The organism is Candidatus Desulfatibia sp. (assembly GCF_036446775.1).
In the GTDB taxonomy this organism is placed as follows: Bacteria; Desulfobacterota; Desulfobacteria; order Desulfobacterales; family UBA11574; genus Desulfatibia_A.
In genome coordinates this window covers 1-18824 of record NZ_JAZFTO010000059.1, presented here as the reverse complement: position 1 = coordinate 18824, position 18824 = coordinate 1, and the positions used below count along the sequence as shown (strand labels likewise).

Sequence of the window (18824 nt, the reverse complement as noted above, 5' to 3'; positions counted from 1 at the left end):
ACGCAACATGACATTTGGCAATTTGCCGACTTCTTCTCCGGTGGCTACCATCTGTTTGACCGATTCCATGACATAAGGATAGTCGGCAAACGGCCGCGAGAACCTGCCGCCCTGCTCCACATGCGACATAATATTGGCTATAAAATTCCTGAAATGCCGGTTGCTAAAAGTGTCTCGGGTCACTTTCAGCGCTTCGATAAGCGGCACCTGACTTTCCATCAAATTGCCTAATGTTCTCAGAAGCTGAGCGGTATACATTTTGTTGAATATTCTGGAAAGCAGCGGTGCACTCACAGAAAAGCGGTCAATCAGGGCCTGGCCGTGATTACTGTCTTTCCATAATTTTAAAACCACTATCAGCCCAACGCTAAAAACAATATACACCCACCAGTATTGCCGCAGCGAAGCGCTCATGGCCATCAGGAACCGGGTAGTGAAAGGCAAAACACTCTCCTTGCCCTCGAAAAGGACGACAAATTTGGGCAGGATGCCCGCCAGGACAAAAATGATTACCACTGTTGACAAAACACACAACACCACAGGGTACATCAGGGTGGCCCGGACCTGGGTGATAAGCGCCTGACGCTTTTCCTGCATCTCCACCGTGCGTTCCAAGATTCCTTTTAAATAACCGCCGGTTTCCCCGGCTTTTACCATGCTGACAAAAATACTTCTGAATATTTGAGGATGCCTGCTCATGGCCTCGGAAAGCTGGCGGCCTTCCTCAAGATCAACCTGCATGGATCGGATCACCGTCTCAAAAGCCGGGTTTTTGGTTTGATCGGCCGTGGCTTTCAGCGCATGCGTCAAGGATGTACCGATCTCCAGCATCAGTGCAAGCTGGGAAATAAAAAAAGTTACCTCCCCGGGTTTGACTTTTTTCCCGAAGCGGCGAATGATATGACCATGCCGCCCGGCATCCGGCGCAAGCTTTGCTCCCGGCTCAGAGCCTTTTTGTTTGATTACTATAGCCAAAACGCAATGCTCCTATACAATCGCTGCGCGATTTTAGATAACGCGGCTGCGCCGCTTTAGTACTAATAAAACCGGTGATATTTTACTCACCATTGTCACAATTGACAAAGAGATTGACAACATATTAATTTTTTTATCAAAGTTCAGAATAGGTGTCAAATACAAAACCTTTCTGACGCCCTATATTGTTGCTATCATTTTTTTGTTTTTATTGATAAAATTACGGTAACCGTTCAGGGGTTCAGGGTTCTGGGTTCATAAGTGCAATGTTTTTTGCCCCGGATGGACTGTGGAAGGTTTACTGAAAAAGATGAACATCGAACATCGAACGTTCAACATCGAATGGTGAATGAAAGAAAAAGGACGAATGAACAGCGAACGTCCAACATCGAATGATGAATAATAAAAAACGAATGAAATTAAATTGCAGAGCGGAGCGACATCATTATTCGATGTTCAACGTTGGACGTTCGATGTTCGATGTTCAGTCTGTTCGGGGTTCTGGGTTCAGAGAACCAACCTTTGAACCTTTGAACCTCTGAACCTGTTAACCATCACACATATGAGCAAAGATATCTATAATCTTAATACATTTCATCGCCGGGCCGTTTTGGCCATATGCCTGCTTACCGCCATCATTTATTCCAATACTTTAAACTACGCTTTTGTATTTGACGACCAACCAAATATCACCGAAAATTCTTTTATGCGCTTAACGGAGCTTAGTTTTGAAAAATTATCCGCCGCCGCCTTTAAAAGCCCGCATGTAAATCGACCGGTTGCAAATGTCAGTTTTGCCGTTAATTACTACTTGGGCAAATATAATACCGCCGGATATCACCTTGTTAATATCCTTATTCACCTCATTAATGGAATTTTAGTATATATTTTCACATTGTCAACTCTCAAACAGGTCGGCATTGCCGCACCTGAACATTCCCGATCCCCTCAGTTTTCCACGGCATACATCTCCTTATTTGCGGCTCTGATCTTTATTGCTCATCCAATACAGGTCCAATCGGTCACTTACATTGTGCAGCGCATGAACAGTATGGCGGTCATGTTTTATCTCTTGTCATTAATTTTCTATATTGGCGCAAGATCAACCCTAATAAGATGGAAACGGTGGACACAATGGGCCGGCTGTCTGCTGTGCTGGTTTTTAGCCTTAGGATCCAAAGAGATAGCAGCCACACTGCCTCTGGTCCTGTTGCTTTACGAATGGTATTTCTTTCAAAGCCTAAGTAAAGACTGGCTTAAACAAAATCTCAAATACTGCATCGGCCTTGTCGTTCTTTTGGGTTTGGTGGCATATATGTTTTTAGGATCAAACCCCCTTGACGGCCTAGTAGGATCTTACACCCACCGGGATTTCACCTTGGAGGAAAGAATTCTGACCCAGTTCAGGGTGCTCGTTTTTTATTTGAGCCTGCTTTTCTATCCGCATCCTTTAAGACTTAATCTTCTTCATCACATCACAACGTCACATTCATTATTGGACCCCGTCACCACTCTTTTTTCCCTGCTGATTCTGGTCTTTCTCCTGGGTCTTGCCGTCTGTATTGCCAAAAAGCAGCGCCTGGTTTCCTTTTGTATCCTCTGGTTTTTCATCCATTTGATGATCGAGTCTTCCATTATCGGCTTGGAGATTATCTTCGAGCACCGGCTCTATCTGCCCATGGTTGGCCTGGCCTTGATGACAGCTTATCTTTTTTTTCATCTTTTATCGGCACATCGAACCTGGGTTTTTATTGTTTCCAGCGCTATTATCGTCTCTTTGGGAACGGCTACCTATTTTAGGAATAAAATTTGGCAGGACCCTATTACCCTCTGGTACGATGTTATCTCCAAAAACCCTCAGAGTTCCAGAGCACAATATAATCTGGGTTCCGACCTGGCACAACAGGGACGTCTTACGGAAGCTATTGATCATTTGTCCGCGGCCCTGAGGCTCAAACCTGATTACACCAAGGCGCACAACAACCTTGGGTTGGCTTTATTTAAGCAAAAAAATTTAGATCAGGCCGCGGATCATTTCTCCGCAGCTTTGCGGATTCATCCCGGTAATTCAGCGGCCCATTATAATTTGGGCCTTGTTATGGAGAAAAAAGGGCATCTTAAGGCCGCCGTCAAGCATTATTTAAAAGCCCTGCGGATCAAACCCGATTTTGCCGAAGCGCACAACAACCTGGGGATCGCCTTGCAAGCACAGGGGCGTTTCAAAGAGGCTGTTTATCATTTATCCGCGGCGCTGAGGATCCGCCCCGACTATGCCGAGGCCCACCACAACATGGGAGATGCCCTGGAAATGCAAGGAGATGTCAAAAAAGCTATTGACCATTATCTTGCGGCCCTTAAGATCCGCACGGACGATGCCCGGACATACAATAGCCTGGGGGTTGCCCTGACGCGACAGGGAATGCTGAAGGAAGCTGTTCGTTCCTACCTGGAGGCGTTGAAGCTTAAGCCCGATGATGCCGGAGTGCACAATAACTTGGGGGTTGTGCTGATGCGGCAGGAAAAAATCAAGGAGGCGATTGACCGCTATTTAGAGGCACTCAGGCTCAAACCCGACTATGCCGAAGCCCACAACAATCTGGGTATTGCACTGGCCGAGCAGGGACGTTTTAAGGAGGCTGCCGATCATTTTTCCGAAGCGCTGCGCCTCCGGCCCGATGATGCCCAGGCGCGCCACAACCTATCCTTAATTTCTAATAAAAAACATCAAACCAAAAAGTAATTACATATCCATGGAAGTGGCCTGTCTGACTTCCTCTATGGTGGTGAGCCCCCCCACAACTTTTTCATATCCAAACTCCCTCAAGCTCCTGAATCCATTATCCTTCAGATAGTTTTGGAGGATGTCAATCGTCGGATTATTCAAAATAAGATCCTGCAGGCCGTCATCCATCTCCAGCAGTTCATAAATAGCGATGCGTCCTTTGAAACCGGAATCATAGCATTCTTTGCACCCCTTGCCCTTAAATAGCCGCTTCCGCTTGTCTCCATCAAGCCCAAGTTCTTTGAGTACTTCCTTAGAAGGGTAGAAATTAGTTCTGCATTCGGGGCAAATCGTACGCACCAGACGCTGTGCCATGGAAGCCAGCAGGGATGAAGAGATAAGGTAGGATTCGATTCTCATTTCTAACAGCCGGGTAATAACGCTGGGGCTGTCATTGGTATGCAGCGTTGAAAGCACCAGATGTCCGGTCAAAGAGGCCTGGATTGCAATCTCGGCGGTTTCCCGGTCTCGAATTTCGCCCACCAGGATAATGTCCGGATCCTGCCTGAGGGCATGTTTCAAAAACGTGGCAAAGGAAAGGCCGATAGCCGGCTTTACCTGGTTCTGATTGATGTTCTTTATCTGGTATTCTACAGGGTCTTCAATGGTGATAATATTTTTTTCCTGGCTGTTAAGTGTGGATAATGCCGCATACAGTGTGGTGGTCTTGCCGCTCCCGGTCGGACCGCAAACCAAAATAAGGCCGTGGGACCTTTTAAGCAGAGACTTGTAGCGTTCCGACATTTCAGTATTAAAACCTAACTTGTTGATATCCAGAATGGCTTTTCCTCTGTCCAGAATTCTCAAGACGACCTTTTCGCCATATATGCCCGGCATAGATGAAAACCGAAGATCAATGGTACGCCTGTCTACATTCACCTGAATGCGGCCGTCTTGCGGCATACGTCTTTCGGCGATATCCAGGTTGGCCATCACCTTCAGTCTGGACACCACGGCCGGATGCATATCAATTTTAGGAGACATGAGTTCATATAAAATACCGTCAACCCGGGCTCTAATCTGAAATTTTTTATCCTGCGGCTCCAGATGAATATCGCTGGCACCGTCCCGAATGGCTTTGAGCAGGATCATATTAACCATATTGATCACCGGGCTTCCCTCCGCCATTTCAGCGATCTCGCTGACCTCCCTGTCGGCCACGGCCTCAACGACCTCGATGTCGGACTCTTCGAGGCTGATCATAACTTCATCAATGCTCACATCTTCCCGGTAGCTTTGACTGACAGCTTCCATAATATCATCCACACGGCATATGACCGGCTTAACTTCCAGATTGGTAATTTTTGAAATTTCGTCAAACACAAAAATATCATTAGGATCTGCCGTGGCCAGGGTCAGGATATTGTTAACCCGAAACATGGGAATAACTTGATAAAGAATGGCCTTTTCTTTGGGCAAAATATGCACAATCCGGGGGTCTACCAAGCCTTTGCGCAACCATACATGTGGTATCCCTAACTGCTCTCCCAGGACATTGGTCAATTCCTGTCCGGTCAGAATTTTTTTGTCTATCAAAATTTGACCTAACGGCTTGGAAACTTCTTTTTGAAGGCGCAGAAGCTCAACCAATTCATCCGGAGTAATGCGCCCCTGGCGTACCAGAATTTCTCCAAGCTTCATTCTTTTTTTTGGTATATGGCTTTTTCTCATGGATAACTTCTCAAGCCTTCGGCAATATCTTCATAGACAAAAAAAACGTTGATAAGCCTTGTTGACAGTAGTATGTCCCGGCAAACCGCATTCAGACCGGTGATTTTTATGGCACCGCCCCGATTTTTGAGTTCTGTGTGTAACTGTAGCAAAAGTTCCAGTCCCTTGCTGTCGATAAAAGGCGTATTTTTACAATCCAGGATAATCCTGGTTTGATTTTGGCTGACCAACCCCTTTACCAGGTCTTCTAGTTCTTTACAATTTTGATAGGTCAGTGACTCGCCGGGGGCTACAACACGGCTGACTCCGACTTTCTTTATACTGATCTTAGATTCCTGCTTTTCGGTATCGCTGCCGGCCATTCTCTCCTTCTTTCGTAACAATTCAGCCACTAAGGCACTAAGACACTAAGATTCTCCAAGATAGAACTCTTCCTTGGGCAGTTTTATCGTAAAATGAGTTCCCCTGCCGGGTTCGCTATCGACATTGATTTCACCATCGTGAAGATGAACAATCTCCGAAGTAGTTGCCAGCCCCAGTCCACTGCCGTCTTGGTCGGCAACTTGAGGGTTGCTGGAACGATAGAACTTTTCAAAAATGTGCGGCAGTTCTTCCGAAGAAATACCGTAGCCGGTATCTATAATTTCAAAGACTACCATTTTATCCTGCTCGCTGATCTCGAATGTAATGCTGCCGTTTGGGGGCGTATATTTCAAAGCATTGCCTAGAATATTAATAATTGCGGTCTTTAAAAGCTCCTTGTCGGCCATCAAATTAGGAAATATGTCCGGCTGATTTCTCTGGATGGTGATGTTTTTCTCAAGTGCCGAAGCCGCGATGGACGAGAGACAGTCATCGAAAAACCAGTCGGTTTTCACCAGCCCTTTGTCTAAGGTGAGGCTTCCCATCTCCATTTTTGAAATATTAAGAAGGTTTTTAACCATATCAGCCAACCTGTTGGTCTGCTCATTAATGGTATTATAAAATTCTTTTTGCAATTCAAGGTCTTCAATTTCCCCGTCCATAAGCATTTCGCTGTATGATTTAATATTTGTAATCGGAGTCAGAATCTCATGGGCTACGTGCGTGATAAATTCGTGTTTAGCCTTTTCCGCCAATGATTCGACTGTGGTATTATGAAACGAAATTATTTTGCCGATGGGTGTGTTTTCACCACCCACGAGATAGCTGGCGGAAACTTTGAAGATTTCACCCGGGTGTGTTTCGGGAAAAATGGATTCCGTCCCGCTTATGGTCTTGGACTGCCCGGCTATATCATCTTGAGACACGAATGAAGTAATTTCACTGTGATTTATAATGGTACTGAAGGGCTGAAAAATCACGTCTTCCCGCTTTTTGTCGAGCAGCTTAAGCATGTATGCGTTAATGTGGTCTATATTTTCCTGAATATCGGTTATTATGATACCGAAGTTGATGGAATCCAGAATTTTGACAATTTTATTTTTCTCGAAAGTTGTTACACCCAGCTTGGAAATCAAGTCCACATTGTCTGTTTCTATAATCTTCAACTTGCTTTTTATTTGGATTAAATACTCCTCCAGATCATCAATTATCGGTGCAATTCGCACGATTTTTCCTGAATCTTTAGCTGCCGATTCAAAGTCGCTGTCCGCTGTTATAACGGATTGATCTAAATTCTTGAACGGTTTGAGGGCCAGCGTGACCCCATAATAGCCTATGGATAAGGCGGCTAATATTAAAAAAACAATCATTGCCAGGAAACTAATGCGCTCCCCGGAGAAAAGCGAGGCCGGTAAAAGTTTGAGGCCCAGCCGGATGGTACCGTTTCTTTGTCCGTTTTTAAAGACAGGTTTGGCGAATTCAAATATTTTATCCTTAGAGCCGCTGACGTTAAAGGTTTGTTTTGTTAACCCCGTTGTAGCAATTGCTTTTACCCGAATATCATTGGGGATTTTGGAGGAAAGACCTCTGGAGGATAATGAGATCAGGGTGTCTCCGGCGTTATCATGTATAAATAGGTAAACAAAACCTTCTTTTGAGGTATATTCCGTGAGGGTTCTAAGGAAGAAGTCACGTTTATCAGGCTTAAAATCCATTATAGGATACAGCGAAATGAGGCTTGTCAGATAATTCCCTTTGCTCAGAATATTTTGTAAGTTCTGCTTTTCATCCTGCCGCTTCAGGTTTAGGGTCAAAATAGTAACCCCAACAATGAAAATGGCAAGCAACGCAATGTTGATCCGTGATTTCATACAATACCTGTCTATAAGTAATAGTTCACCGCAGAGTCGCAGAGAGCGCAAAGGGTTATCTTTTTTTTGCTTTCCGCTGACCCCGCAAACTACAGCGGGACAGAGACGCCGGAAAGCAAAAAGATCCATCCCATGCCGATTATTCTTCTAATTCATTTACAATTCGCACTATGAGCTTTAAACAATAGTTTTTTCTGCCCTCCCTGCCCTGTGGAATGCGGAGCCTATTCCTCCGGGGTCAGCAGAAAGAAAAATATTCATTGTCTTTGCGTCCTCTGCGACTCTGCGGTGAACTATTAGCTTGGATTTAGTTCAGCTTTCACAGCCGTCCCAAGTTTCTCCAGTGTATATGGTTTTTTTATATAAGTCCCCGCTCCCAGTTTTTGAGTCTCTTTAACCTGATCTGTTTCAGAAAAACCGCTGGTGATTACCGCTTTCTGTCCAGGGTGCATACCGAGAATCTTTTTGTAGGTTTCAAGCCCGTCGATTCCGGGATCCATAATCATATCCAATACCAATAAATCTACCGTATTATCTTTCAGATAGTCAACCGCTGCTTCACCGCTTGAAACCACTGAAGCGGAATATCCCAGTTTTATTAGCATTTTAGAAGCTATTTCTCTTTGTTCTGCCACATCATCCACAACTAATATCGACTCTTCCTTTCCCAGCAAACTTTCGACAGACAAATCGTTGTTATCGTGGGCTATTTCCTCTCTAGTCACGGGAAAATAAAGGGTAAACGTCGTTCCTTTGCCTCTGGTGCTTTGAATATCTATATACCCTTCATGGTCTTTTACGGTGCCCCATACCACCGCCATACCCAACCCGGTTCCGCTTTTCCCCATAACTTTTTTGGTATAAAAGGGATCGAATATTTTATCCATATCATTATCTAAGATACCCATTCCGGTGTCGGAAACTGTAAGGACAACATAATCCCCTTCTTTCACATCGTCATAACCGCTTAAAGGTCTGTCGATATAACGGTTTTCTGTTGAAATCAATATCTCGCCTCCGGCAGGCATAGATTCAGCTGCATTAGATACTAAATTCATAATTGTCATGGATAGGTGGGCCGGGGAGCCCATAACAGGCAACAGTCCGCTTCCAAGATCGGTTGCGAGTTCAACTTGAAGGTGGTACAATTTTAGCTTATCATATTCGGGACTTTTTAAATATTCAGAAATAATATCATTAAGTTTCACAACCTCCTTGACGGCAACCCCTCTTCTTGCCAGAGTCAGTAAATCCTGTACGATAGCGGCGGCTTTTTCCCCTGATTTTTTTATGGTTAAGATAGCATTTCTTAAGGGGTTTTCCGGAGGAAGGTCCATTAAAATTAAATCGGGATAGCTTACCAGGCCTGACAAGATATTATTAAGATCATGGGCCACTCCGCCGGCAAGCGTTCCGATGGCTTCCATCTTTTGGGCGTGCTGGAGTTTGGCTTCCAACTTCTTTTTCTCTCTTTCCGATCGATAACGCTCGCTGATGTTAATTGCAATTCCGGCAAGCAGGAAAGGTCTCTTGTCTTTGAAGATAGGAAATTTGGTATAAAGATAATACTGGGTTTCATCACCAAATGTTATGGTTTCGACCGTGTTCGAGACCTTACTTTCGGACATGACGATTTTATCGTTTGCTTGCATCGGCCCGGCCACTTCAGCAGGCCAGATTTCATCATCGTTTAGGCCGATAAAGTCATCCGGATCAACCTTGAGGATATCTCTATAGGCTTCGTTGAAATAAATATAACGCCCGTTGATATCTTTCATGAAAGCTAAGGCCGGAAGATTTTTCATAAACGCATCAAAGAGCTCTTTGCTTTCTCGCAGTGCCGTCTCCACTAGAATGCGCTCCTTGATTTCCATTTGCAGCAGCTTATTGGTTTTGCTTAATTCGGTTGTGCGCTCTTTAACAAGGACTTCCAGGTGGTCCCGGTATGCACTTAATTCTTTCTCCGTTTTTTTCCGTTCAGTCACATCCGTTATTATGACTATGTAGGTGGATTCGTCTCCTTTCACCTCGTGTTTCTTGATGATAACCTGTCTGTTATTAAGCTCAACCGGCGTGTCCGCATCGATTTCAAGGGGCCGGCCTTTTTCTGTTTTCAACAGGGTTTCTATGTGCAAACGCTCCTTTTCGTCGAATAAATCTAAAAAATATTTAAACAAGAGTTTTTCCAGCGGCATACCGAAGAGAGATGCCGCCGTTAAGTTGGCATAAACGACCCTGCCGGAAAAAACCTCAAGAATTCCCTCTGCCATGCTTTCCAACATGGTTTCCAGATGGCGATTACGGAAAAGCAACTCTCTGGTCATTTGCCGGGGATATATTTCATCTAAGCCCCTAATTGCTTTGGGTCTGTCTTCCTTTTGCCAAGCATCCGATTCTTTTACCACCGCCAAAATATGCCCGGTAATTGAGTCTGCGGGGCCTTTGGCAATACAAGCATCCGCACCGATTTCGATGTAGTCAAAGTCAAGTTCGGAAGCCGCCGCTGAAACAAGCACCAGGTAACAATCCTGCAGGTGCTCCATTTTGCGGACAATTTTGCACAATTTGTCTCCACCGATCAGAGGCATCACAAGGTCGACAAAGATAATGTCAGGGGTATAGGAAATAAGCAGATCCAGGGCGGAGTAGCCATCTTCGGCCGTAATTACCTGATGTCCTTCTTCCTCCAGCAGATTTGATATTAACTCCAACATCTGCCGGTTATCGTCCACCACTAGAATTTTCTTTTTCATGCTAAAAAATCCTTATATAAGATCAAACGTAATAGTTCAGCCACCAAGGCACTAAGACACTAAGATTATAATACTAATTTAAATTGTCCGATTGGTTTGATTGGTTTAATTAGTTTTATTTGTTAACCAACCAAACCAATGGAACCAATTTAACCAATAAAACTGAATCATTAAGCTTTATAATCCAGACTCCTTCTTTGTGCCTTTGTGTCTTTGTGGCAAATATTTTTGGTTCCGGCTTGTCCGGGTTGGAGGAATTCAAATTAAACTATTATCGGCTTTTTTCCAAAAAACATTAATGAATTATGTAACTTAAATTGTCAACAGAAACGACCTGCCCCGGATCAATGTTAGCGCATCAACAGTTTATAAGCTGTGATCATGGCCACGTCTTTGCGGAAACGTTGCTCCACTTCCATTTTTAACAAAGCCGCCAGGGTTTTGTTATCCTGTTTTACTAAAAAATCCGGCGTAAGCCCCCGCCCCTGCCATGACGATCCTTTGGGGGAATACATGGCCCCCGTAATAAATTTAACGTGGAAATCATTATTAAGTTTAAACGTTTTTTCAAAAACCCCCTTGCCAAAAGTTTTCGTCCCGATGACAAGTGCTTTCCGGTGGTCCTGAAGGGCGCTTGCCAGGATTTCCGCAGATGAAGCGGTTTGGGGGTTGACCAGGACTGCAATATCAAACCCAAACGGCTGCGTGTTGACGGAAACGTAATTTTGCAGCTTTTGCGCCCGCTGAAACGTTCTCAAAAGAATCCGTTTCTCAGGCAGAAACAATTCAACCATTCGCAAAGACTCGGCAAAGACACCGCCGGGGTTGTTGCGAAGATCGATGATCAGCTTCTGAAAATCTTTATCTTTTAATTTAGTCAGCTCATCCTTCAGTTTATTCGACAACTTGGCCGTAAACCGTTTAATCTCCACCAAAGCAATTTCATCGGTAAGCCGGCTGATGATCAAAGTTTCCGTCTTAAATTTCCAGCGTGTTAGGGTAACTTTAAAAATTTTAACGTCCCGGTTCACGGTTAGGTCAACTTCAGTCCCCTCTTTGCCGTCTAAAAGTGCATTCAGCTCCTGCAAGGTTTTCCCTTTTAGCGATTGAGAATCGATCCGCAGGATATGATCAAAAGGTTTCAGAATCGAATCGGCCGGCGAATCCGGCAAAACTTCGGTGACCGTAAGACGGCCTTCATTGGGGTTAAAGGTACTTTTGATTCCGATTGAAACTTGATTGCCCTGTCGAGACAGGTAAATTTTCTCGTATTCTTCCGCCGTCCAGATTTTAGCAAGCTCCGGTTCTTTGGGCGGCGATATGTGGCGCAGCATCCCTTGGATTGCGGACCAATAAAGCGCATCCTCGGTGATTTCATCGCTGTAATAGTGCTGCATAATTAAGTTTTTAACTTCTTCAAATGTTTTTTTTGACTCGGGGAAATCATGATTCAGGCCGACAGGGAACAGTGGTTTAAAGGTCGTTTTTTCCCCGGCCCGGCTCCACGGTGTCCAAAAAATAAAAAAAAGCAATAAAAATCCGACTGCCGTCAGTTTTAAGCGTTTAGTCTTTGGTTGCATGATAAAGCTCTTTCCTTGTGGTTTTCAATAAACACCAAAATAAATTGTTTATAAAATTATTCGTTTGAGTTGTTGGCATGTAACTTATCAATAAGTTAGGGTTTAGAAAATCATCGGGCTTCAGAATTATTCAAAAAAGGCGCTATCAGCTACGCTATTTAATGGTTACCAAATATTTATGATTTGTCAAATTATTCGTGAGATTGTAAAACGTTTCGGCAGCAATCATAAATATTTGGTCACCGTGAGATGCCATGGCAGACGACCAGGATATCACCTTTTTTGAAAAACCCTGAAGCCCTTTTCCCGGGATTATTGAGAAGTTACGTTGGTGTCATGGCCTACCAGGGCCAGACCTTTGTCAGGTATTCTATACTGGGCCAGAAATCTCCTTCCCGGTGGGGCTCAAGCGTGATTACGGGAGGATCTTTTTTTATGCTTTTGAGATGTTCAAAGAGCATTGGAAAATCTATATTGCCCCGGCCCAACGCCAGATGCTCATCCTGATTGCCACAGTTATCATGGAGATGAACCTGGCCTAAAAATGGCCCCAGCGATTCAATCCATGTTTCCAGGGCGATGCGGCTGAAAGCGGCCTGATGGCCGGTATCAAAACAAAAACCAACGCGTTGATCAGCAAGACTTTCGAAAATTATTCGCATATCATCGGGGCCGTGTTCATATACATTCTCCAGCATTAATACACCGCCCTCATCTCTGACACGCTTGCTCAACCAGACCCATGTTTGCAGGCTGTTTTCAATCCACTGGTCTCTAAATACCCCATATCGCTTCCGGTCATATGCGGCGTGGCATACCACCGTTTTGGGCTTAAACAGCGGAATCAACTCAAGCATCTGCTCAAAACGATGCCGGGTTAAAGCTCTTACCGCCGGATCCGGCGAACCGGGGGACAGATCAATAAAGGGTGCATGCAGAGTAATGCTGAGACCGCGCTGATGAAGACGGTCGGCAATATTGCTGAATTGGGAGAAGCTGAAATTTTCCAGCGCAGTGCAATCCAGTCCGATTTCCGGATTCAAACGGTTTGTTAAAAACATATCAAGATACGATTCGTAAAGCATGGTAAAGGGAATGTTTACCTGAGTTATTTCGATAAGCTTGCTCATGGCTATCCTTCCATGAAAGAGCACTTAGTGATCGGGGAGTTTTCTCTTATGGTCGCTTCATGGAAAATCTTTTTTTAAACCGTGTGAACTCGTGTATAAGGGCTCGTAAAGAAAGAACAGAGGCTTTTATCACAAAAAACAACAGGTTTGCTTTACGATGGGCAATCGTTTGCTATGAAACAATTGCGGTATACGTCTGTTCTTTTTAACGGATCCCTAATACACTCAAACAGCACACGCTTTAAAAAAAGATCTTCCATTCCGCTGACAGATAATACTCTATAATAAAAACTCCCCGACCCCTCAGTTAATTAGTGTTAATCCATAAATGGTGATTTTGCCACAGATTGTTCTGGAAAAGAAGCGCTAATTGTGTAAATCAAAAATAATATTTTTCGGGTCTTCGTATTTTCGTGCTTTCGTGATAAGTTTATATAGTTTTAGTTCGCCTTCGTTAGGACCTTAGTTGTAAAATTTGTGTATTTTGTGGCAAAAATCAATTATTGAGCAGTACATTATTTCACGCAAAGGCGCAAAGCCCGCAAAGGAAAACAAAGATAAGTTTTTAAAGAATCTTGGCGTCTTTGCGCCTTTGCGAGAGAATCTTATTTAATTCTCTCCGAGGCGTAGGCTCTACGAGCCGGAGGCCGGTTTATCCGGTTAGGAGTTTTGAGTATGGAAAATAGCAGACAGGCGTCCATCAAAAGAAACCTGGCAATCAGGGCCCGGGTTATTCAGGCGGTTCGCCGGTTTTTTATTGATCATGACTATCTTGAAGTCGAAACCCCCTGCCGGATACCGGCCCCGGCCCCCGAGGCCCATATTGACGCCGAAGCTGCGGATAACTGGTATTTGCATACATCACCCGAACTCTGCATGAAACGGCTCCTGGCCGCCGGATACCCGCGTATTTTTCAGGTTTGCAGATGCTTCCGCAGTAAAGAACGGGGCCGGCGCCATCTTCCCGAAATGACGCTGCTGGAGTGGTACTGCGCCGGACATAGCTATCTCGATATGATGGACCAGTGTGAAGATCTGATACGGTTTACAGCCAAGCAAACCGGTTTAGGAAATGTTATTGTTTATCAGGACCAAAGCATCGATCTTAAAGCGCGCTGGGACAGAATGACAGTGGCGCAAGCCTTTGATAAGTTTGCGTCCATGTCAATGCAAAGCGCGCTTGCCAGTAATCGTTTTGATGAAGTGACGGCCGTTGAAATCGAACCTCATTTAGGGCGCACAAAACCGCTGTTTCTTTATGATTACCCGGTTTCAAGCGGCGCCCTCGCCAGATTGAAACCCGATGACCGCTCCGTTGCCGAGCGTTTCGAGCTTTACATATGCGGTCTTGAACTGTGCAATGCCTTTACCGAACTTGTTGATCCGGCTGAACAAAAAATCCGCTTTGAACATGAACAAACCGTCCGCAGGTTGTCCGGAAAAAATGTATCTCCAATGCCGCAAAAATTTCTGGATGCCTTGCAATATATGCCGGAAGCCGCCGGCAATGCCCTGGGCATCGACCGGCTGGTGATGCTGTTGGCCGACACCAACAAGATCGATGATGTGGTGGCATTTACGCCTGAAGAACTTTAACCCGAGCTTCCCACAAGCCTGAGCAACACAGAAACTGCGTTGTTGCTTGTGACCGTGGAAGGTCTACTAAAAAAATGAACATCGAACATCGAACGTCCAACATCGAATGTTGAATGGGAAAATTAATTAAGATTTTCGTTACGAGTATCAAAACGGCTGAAAAGAAAAAGAAATAGTCATTCAAGGTTTGACATCGGATTTTTGAAGATAAATGAAATTAAATTGCTGAGCGGAGCGACATCATTATTCGATGTTCAACGTTGGACGTTCGATGTTCGATGTTCAGTCTGTTCGATGGTCGTTGACTCAGCCTCGAAGTAAAGTGCTACGTCTGCGGGCTGAAATGCCTTGTTCCTGCGCCGCTCAGACTCGGGAGAAACTCGGGTTGGTCCTAATTTTTGTAAAAAATATAATTGGTTTTTAATGTATTCGGGAATATAACATAAATAATATATCAGGATAGCAAAAAAGCCGAGTTGGGCTTTGATTGATCCTCAATTAACTTTTGTTTTTTAGGAAAACGCAATGGAAAATAAAAAATCGAAATCATTGTCGGATGTCGAGTGGGAGCAACGCACCCTGTGCCGTGATGAAAGCTGTATCGGTGTGATCGGTCCCGACGACCGCTGCAAGGAGTGCGGCCTGCCCTATGAAAGCGAAAAGCAGCAAGAATTTTCGGAAGAATACGCGGCATCAGATTCAGAAGCAGAAGAAGACGAAGTTGCTGAAGACGAAGTTGCTGAAGACGAAGTTGCTGAAGACGAAGTTGCTGAAGACGAAGTTGCTGAAGACGACGCCGTCACGGATATCGAATGGGAGCAGCGCACCCTGTGCCGCGACGAAAGCTGTATCGGCGTAATCGGCCCCGGCGGCCGCTGCAAGGAATGCGATCTTCCCTATGAAGATGGATAGTAAAGAATCTACGTCCAAATGATGTGGCTTTTGGATCAACCCCGAAAGACTCGATAATCAAAAAATTTAAATCTGAATATCGAAATTAGGATTTTGACTGAACATGACTTTTCGTTCAGGCAGTAACTATAAGTCCAGCGGCCCCACCTGCAAATCCGTCTCGGCCGGCACCCCGTTTTTAGGATAGGCAAATAAAAAGAAGAGACCCACGCTCAGCATCATCAATATGGCTCCGGATGGAAACGCATGGCGAAGCTGAAAAATATCCATCATCAAACCGGCAAACAAAGATCCTGTCAGCATACCCAGGCTATGTGACATCGACATCAGGCCCATGACAGATCCCATTGCATCGGTAGAGCCGCCCTTTAATACCGCCAGGGCCATCAAGGCCGGCATGGCAACGCCCCCACCCACCCCGAACAACACATTGCCCAGCACAAGGTCCCAAAAGGAGTCCGCCCATTCAAAAGAAAGAATTGCAACACTGATGATGAGTCCGCCGGTTACAACCATCATTTTGCGGTTTAGCCTGTCAGCCAGAAAACCCATAGGCAGATGCATCAATCCGCTGAAAAACACTCCTAGCATCACCAACACCCCGATGGACGAACTTGACAGAGAGAACTCCGAATCCGCCAAAACCGGCAAAAAGCTCCAGATGACCCCGATACAGGCCGCATATGCCATTCTGAAAAGAAACAGCCCGGCTACTTCACGATCATACAGCAGCCATTTCCAGTCTATGGGTGCTTTTCCGCGGCCGACAACCTTTTCCGACCGTGTGGGCGGCAGTAGAAAATAGCTTAATAAAAAGCCGACAAACGCCAGAAACCCCATGGACGCAAAGGACGTATTAAGGCTGAAGCTGTCGTTGATGACCCCGCCGATAAAGGGGCCGATACTCAATCCGGTGAACATCGACATGTTGAACAACCCCATGGTCGTACCTTCCCGGCCGGCCGGAGTTATATCTCCAATATAAGCCTGGGTAGCCGGCATTATCATGGCCGAGGCAATGCCCTGAAGGAATCGGATGGCGATAAGAGCCTCAACATTACGGGCCAATATGAAGGCCATCGACACCAGCGCATAGGCCAAAAGTCCGGCAGCAATAATCGGTTTGCGTCCTTTTTTGTCGGAGAGCCTGCCGAAATAAGGCAAAAAAAACGTCCTGGACAGGGAAAACGCACCGAATATCATAGCGATGTACAAGCCGGTGGCGCCCAGGCCGTGGGCATAGACCGGCAGCAGGGGAACAACGATCCCGACACCGGTGACTGTGCAAAATATGGAAAAGAACAGGGTGCCAAAAATTTTTTTATCAAATTTATTCATACATATAATAATCGTTAGAATTACTGCTGCTTAAAATATTTTTCTGAATGAATGCTAAAGCTACAATGCATTATTGTTAAATGTGATTATTATATAAAACGCCCCCCACCATTATAGTGGAGGGCTGGAAACAATCTATCAACACATTAAATGTTGCGAATATCGTAGGCGTTCACAGGTTCAAGGTTCAGAAGTTCAGGGTTGTTTTTTTTGTTAACCTTTACTAATTAGCCCCGAACCCTGGTCGCCTACGGCGCCGCCAGGCGGGTAAACCTTTGAACCCTGAACCTGTGAACCTGTGAACGGTTACCGAATACCAGCCAAGACAGATTCGACCAGGTTTCTTATCTCTGAAAGTCTGGATTCCGACAAGGCTTCAAAACGGAGCACCAGGGCGGGCTGGGTGTTGGATGCACGCACAAGCCCCCAGCCGTCTTCAAACAGCACCCGAACTCCGTCAATATCAATAACCTTATGTTCTTTTCGGAAATATTCAGTCACTTTTTCCACAACGGCGAACTTCTTGTCATCCGGGCATTCAACGCGGATTTCGGGTGTTGAATACGTAGCGGGCACATCGGATAAAAGCTCGGATATCTTCTTGCCGGTTCCGGTTAATATTTCAAGAAGCCTGCAGGATGCATAGATGGCATCGTCATAACCGAAATAACGGTCGGCAAAGAAGATATGGCCGCTCATTTCACCTGCAAGCTCCGCCTTTTCCTCTTTCATCTTCTTTTTGATCAACGAATGTCCGGTCTTCCACATAATCGCCCGCCCGCCGTGTTTTTCAATGTCGTCGTACATTGTCTTGGAACATTTTACTTCAGCTATGAAAGTGGCTCCGGGTTTTCTTGAAAGAATTTCTCTGGAAAAAATTATCATCAACTGATCGCCGTAGACCATATTACCGGCTTCATCCACCACGCCGATCCGGTCACCGTCGCCGTCATAACCGATGCCGATATCCAGTCCCCTGTCCTTTACCAGAGCGATGAGATCCTGCATGTTCTTTGCGACGGTAGGGTCAGCTTCATGATTCGGGAAAGTACCGTCCATATCGCAGTAAATATCATGGACCTCGCACTTCAGGCTCTGCAATACCGGCACGGCAACCACCCCGGCCGTACCGTTGCCGGCATCCACACCAACTTTGATCGATCCCTGTAGGGTTATATTGTTCTCAACAAACTTTTTGTAGGGCGTAACTACATCAGCAGCGGAAAGCGATCCCTGGCCCTGGATAAATGCTTTTTTATTGATGATGCCCATAATTTTTTGAATATCCTGGCCGTGGATCGAATCCAGGTCTATGCAGAGTTTAAACCCATTGTACTCCCCGGGGTTGTGGCTGGCAGTCACCATAACCCCGCCCTCTTTATCAAGCTGCTGGATTGAAAAATAAAACACCGGTGTCGGGCAGACGCCGATATCGACCACATCACATCCGGTGGAGAGCAAACCTTCGATAACCTTCTGCGAATAGAGGTCTGAAGTCAACCGGCAGTCGCGCCCTACGGTCAGCTTTGATTTTCCGTGCTTTTTAAGGAAAGTACCCACGCCCTTTCCAATCAGCACCACCTCATCTTCAGTCATATCCTTTCCGGCAACACCTCTGATATCGTATTCCCTGAATATTTCCGGATTCATGCCCGTCCCCTTTCTTAGACTGTAAAAAATAAAATGCTCAATTATTCCAAATGGAGCGTATGGCCAAAAGTTGAGATTATTATACAGCAATATGGTACAGAAATAAACAAGCATCTATTACTTGACACGCGCGCAGCATGTTTCTATACTCGCTGGATATTTGATCAAATATAATCCTTATCAAATCAACCAGTTATAAAATA

General features: G+C 45.2%; 12 protein-coding genes. 3 read left to right on the top strand and 9 right to left on the bottom strand.

All coding sequences use genetic code 11. The features are described 5' to 3' along the window. On the bottom strand, positions 1–975 hold a 975-nt coding region (locus V3S16_RS02725; protein ID WP_413883140.1), incomplete at its 3' end, for a type II secretion system F family protein. Between the two features lie 562 nt (positions 976–1537). Between V3S16_RS02725 and V3S16_RS02720 the strand changes: the two genes are divergently transcribed. After that, the gene (locus tag V3S16_RS02720) at positions 1538–3715 is read left to right on the top strand and encodes a tetratricopeptide repeat protein (RefSeq protein WP_413883139.1); all 2178 of its coding nucleotides are present in this window, start codon (positions 1538–1540) and stop codon (positions 3713–3715) included. Here the strand turns inward: V3S16_RS02720 and V3S16_RS02715 are convergent, their stop codons facing one another. From V3S16_RS02715 to V3S16_RS02690, 6 genes are all read right to left on the bottom strand, one after another. Then, positions 3716–5428: a GspE/PulE family protein gene (locus V3S16_RS02715; protein WP_413883138.1), complete on the bottom strand. Its 1713-nt coding sequence runs from the start codon at positions 5426–5428 to the stop codon at positions 3716–3718. Then, positions 5425–5790, bottom strand: coding sequence for an STAS domain-containing protein (locus V3S16_RS02710; protein ID WP_413883137.1), 366 nt, complete (start codon positions 5788–5790; stop codon positions 5425–5427). The genes V3S16_RS02715 and V3S16_RS02710 overlap by 4 nt, the downstream gene beginning before the upstream one ends. Before the next feature lie 45 nt (positions 5791–5835). Beyond that, positions 5836–7662 (bottom strand): sensor histidine kinase, encoded by a 1827-nt coding sequence (locus tag V3S16_RS02705; protein WP_413883136.1) that lies wholly within the window; start codon positions 7660–7662, stop codon positions 5836–5838. Positions 7663–7958: 296 nt separating this feature from the next. After that, a complete protein-coding gene (locus V3S16_RS02700) occupies positions 7959–10415 on the bottom strand; it encodes a response regulator (protein WP_413883135.1) in 2457 nt (818 codons plus the stop codon). Between the two features lie 350 nt (positions 10416–10765). Beyond that, a complete protein-coding gene (locus V3S16_RS02695) occupies positions 10766–11995 on the bottom strand; it encodes a S41 family peptidase (protein WP_413883134.1) in 1230 nt (409 codons plus the stop codon). Positions 11996–12336: 341 nt separating this feature from the next. Then, positions 12337–13125 (bottom strand): sugar phosphate isomerase/epimerase family protein, encoded by a 789-nt coding sequence (locus V3S16_RS02690; protein ID WP_413883133.1) that lies wholly within the window; start codon positions 13123–13125, stop codon positions 12337–12339. Between the two features lie 675 nt (positions 13126–13800). Here V3S16_RS02690 and epmA point away from each other — a divergent pair. Continuing rightward, positions 13801–14721: an EF-P lysine aminoacylase EpmA gene (epmA, locus tag V3S16_RS02685; RefSeq protein ID WP_413883132.1), complete on the top strand. Its 921-nt coding sequence runs from the start codon at positions 13801–13803 to the stop codon at positions 14719–14721. Between the two features lie 549 nt (positions 14722–15270). Next, entirely contained in the window at positions 15271–15633 is a 363-nt protein-coding gene (locus tag V3S16_RS02680) for a hypothetical protein (RefSeq protein WP_413883131.1), read from the top strand. Between the two features lie 126 nt (positions 15634–15759). Here the strand turns inward: V3S16_RS02680 and V3S16_RS02675 are convergent, their stop codons facing one another. After that, on the bottom strand, positions 15760–16971 hold the full coding sequence (locus tag V3S16_RS02675) for an MFS transporter (RefSeq protein WP_413883130.1): 1212 nt from the start codon (positions 16969–16971) through the stop codon (positions 15760–15762). A 306-nt stretch (positions 16972–17277) separates the two neighbouring features. After that, on the bottom strand, positions 17278–18621 hold the full coding sequence (locus tag V3S16_RS02670; RefSeq protein WP_413883129.1) for a phosphomannomutase/phosphoglucomutase: 1344 nt from the start codon (positions 18619–18621) through the stop codon (positions 17278–17280). Between the last annotated feature and the right edge of the window lie 203 nt (positions 18622–18824).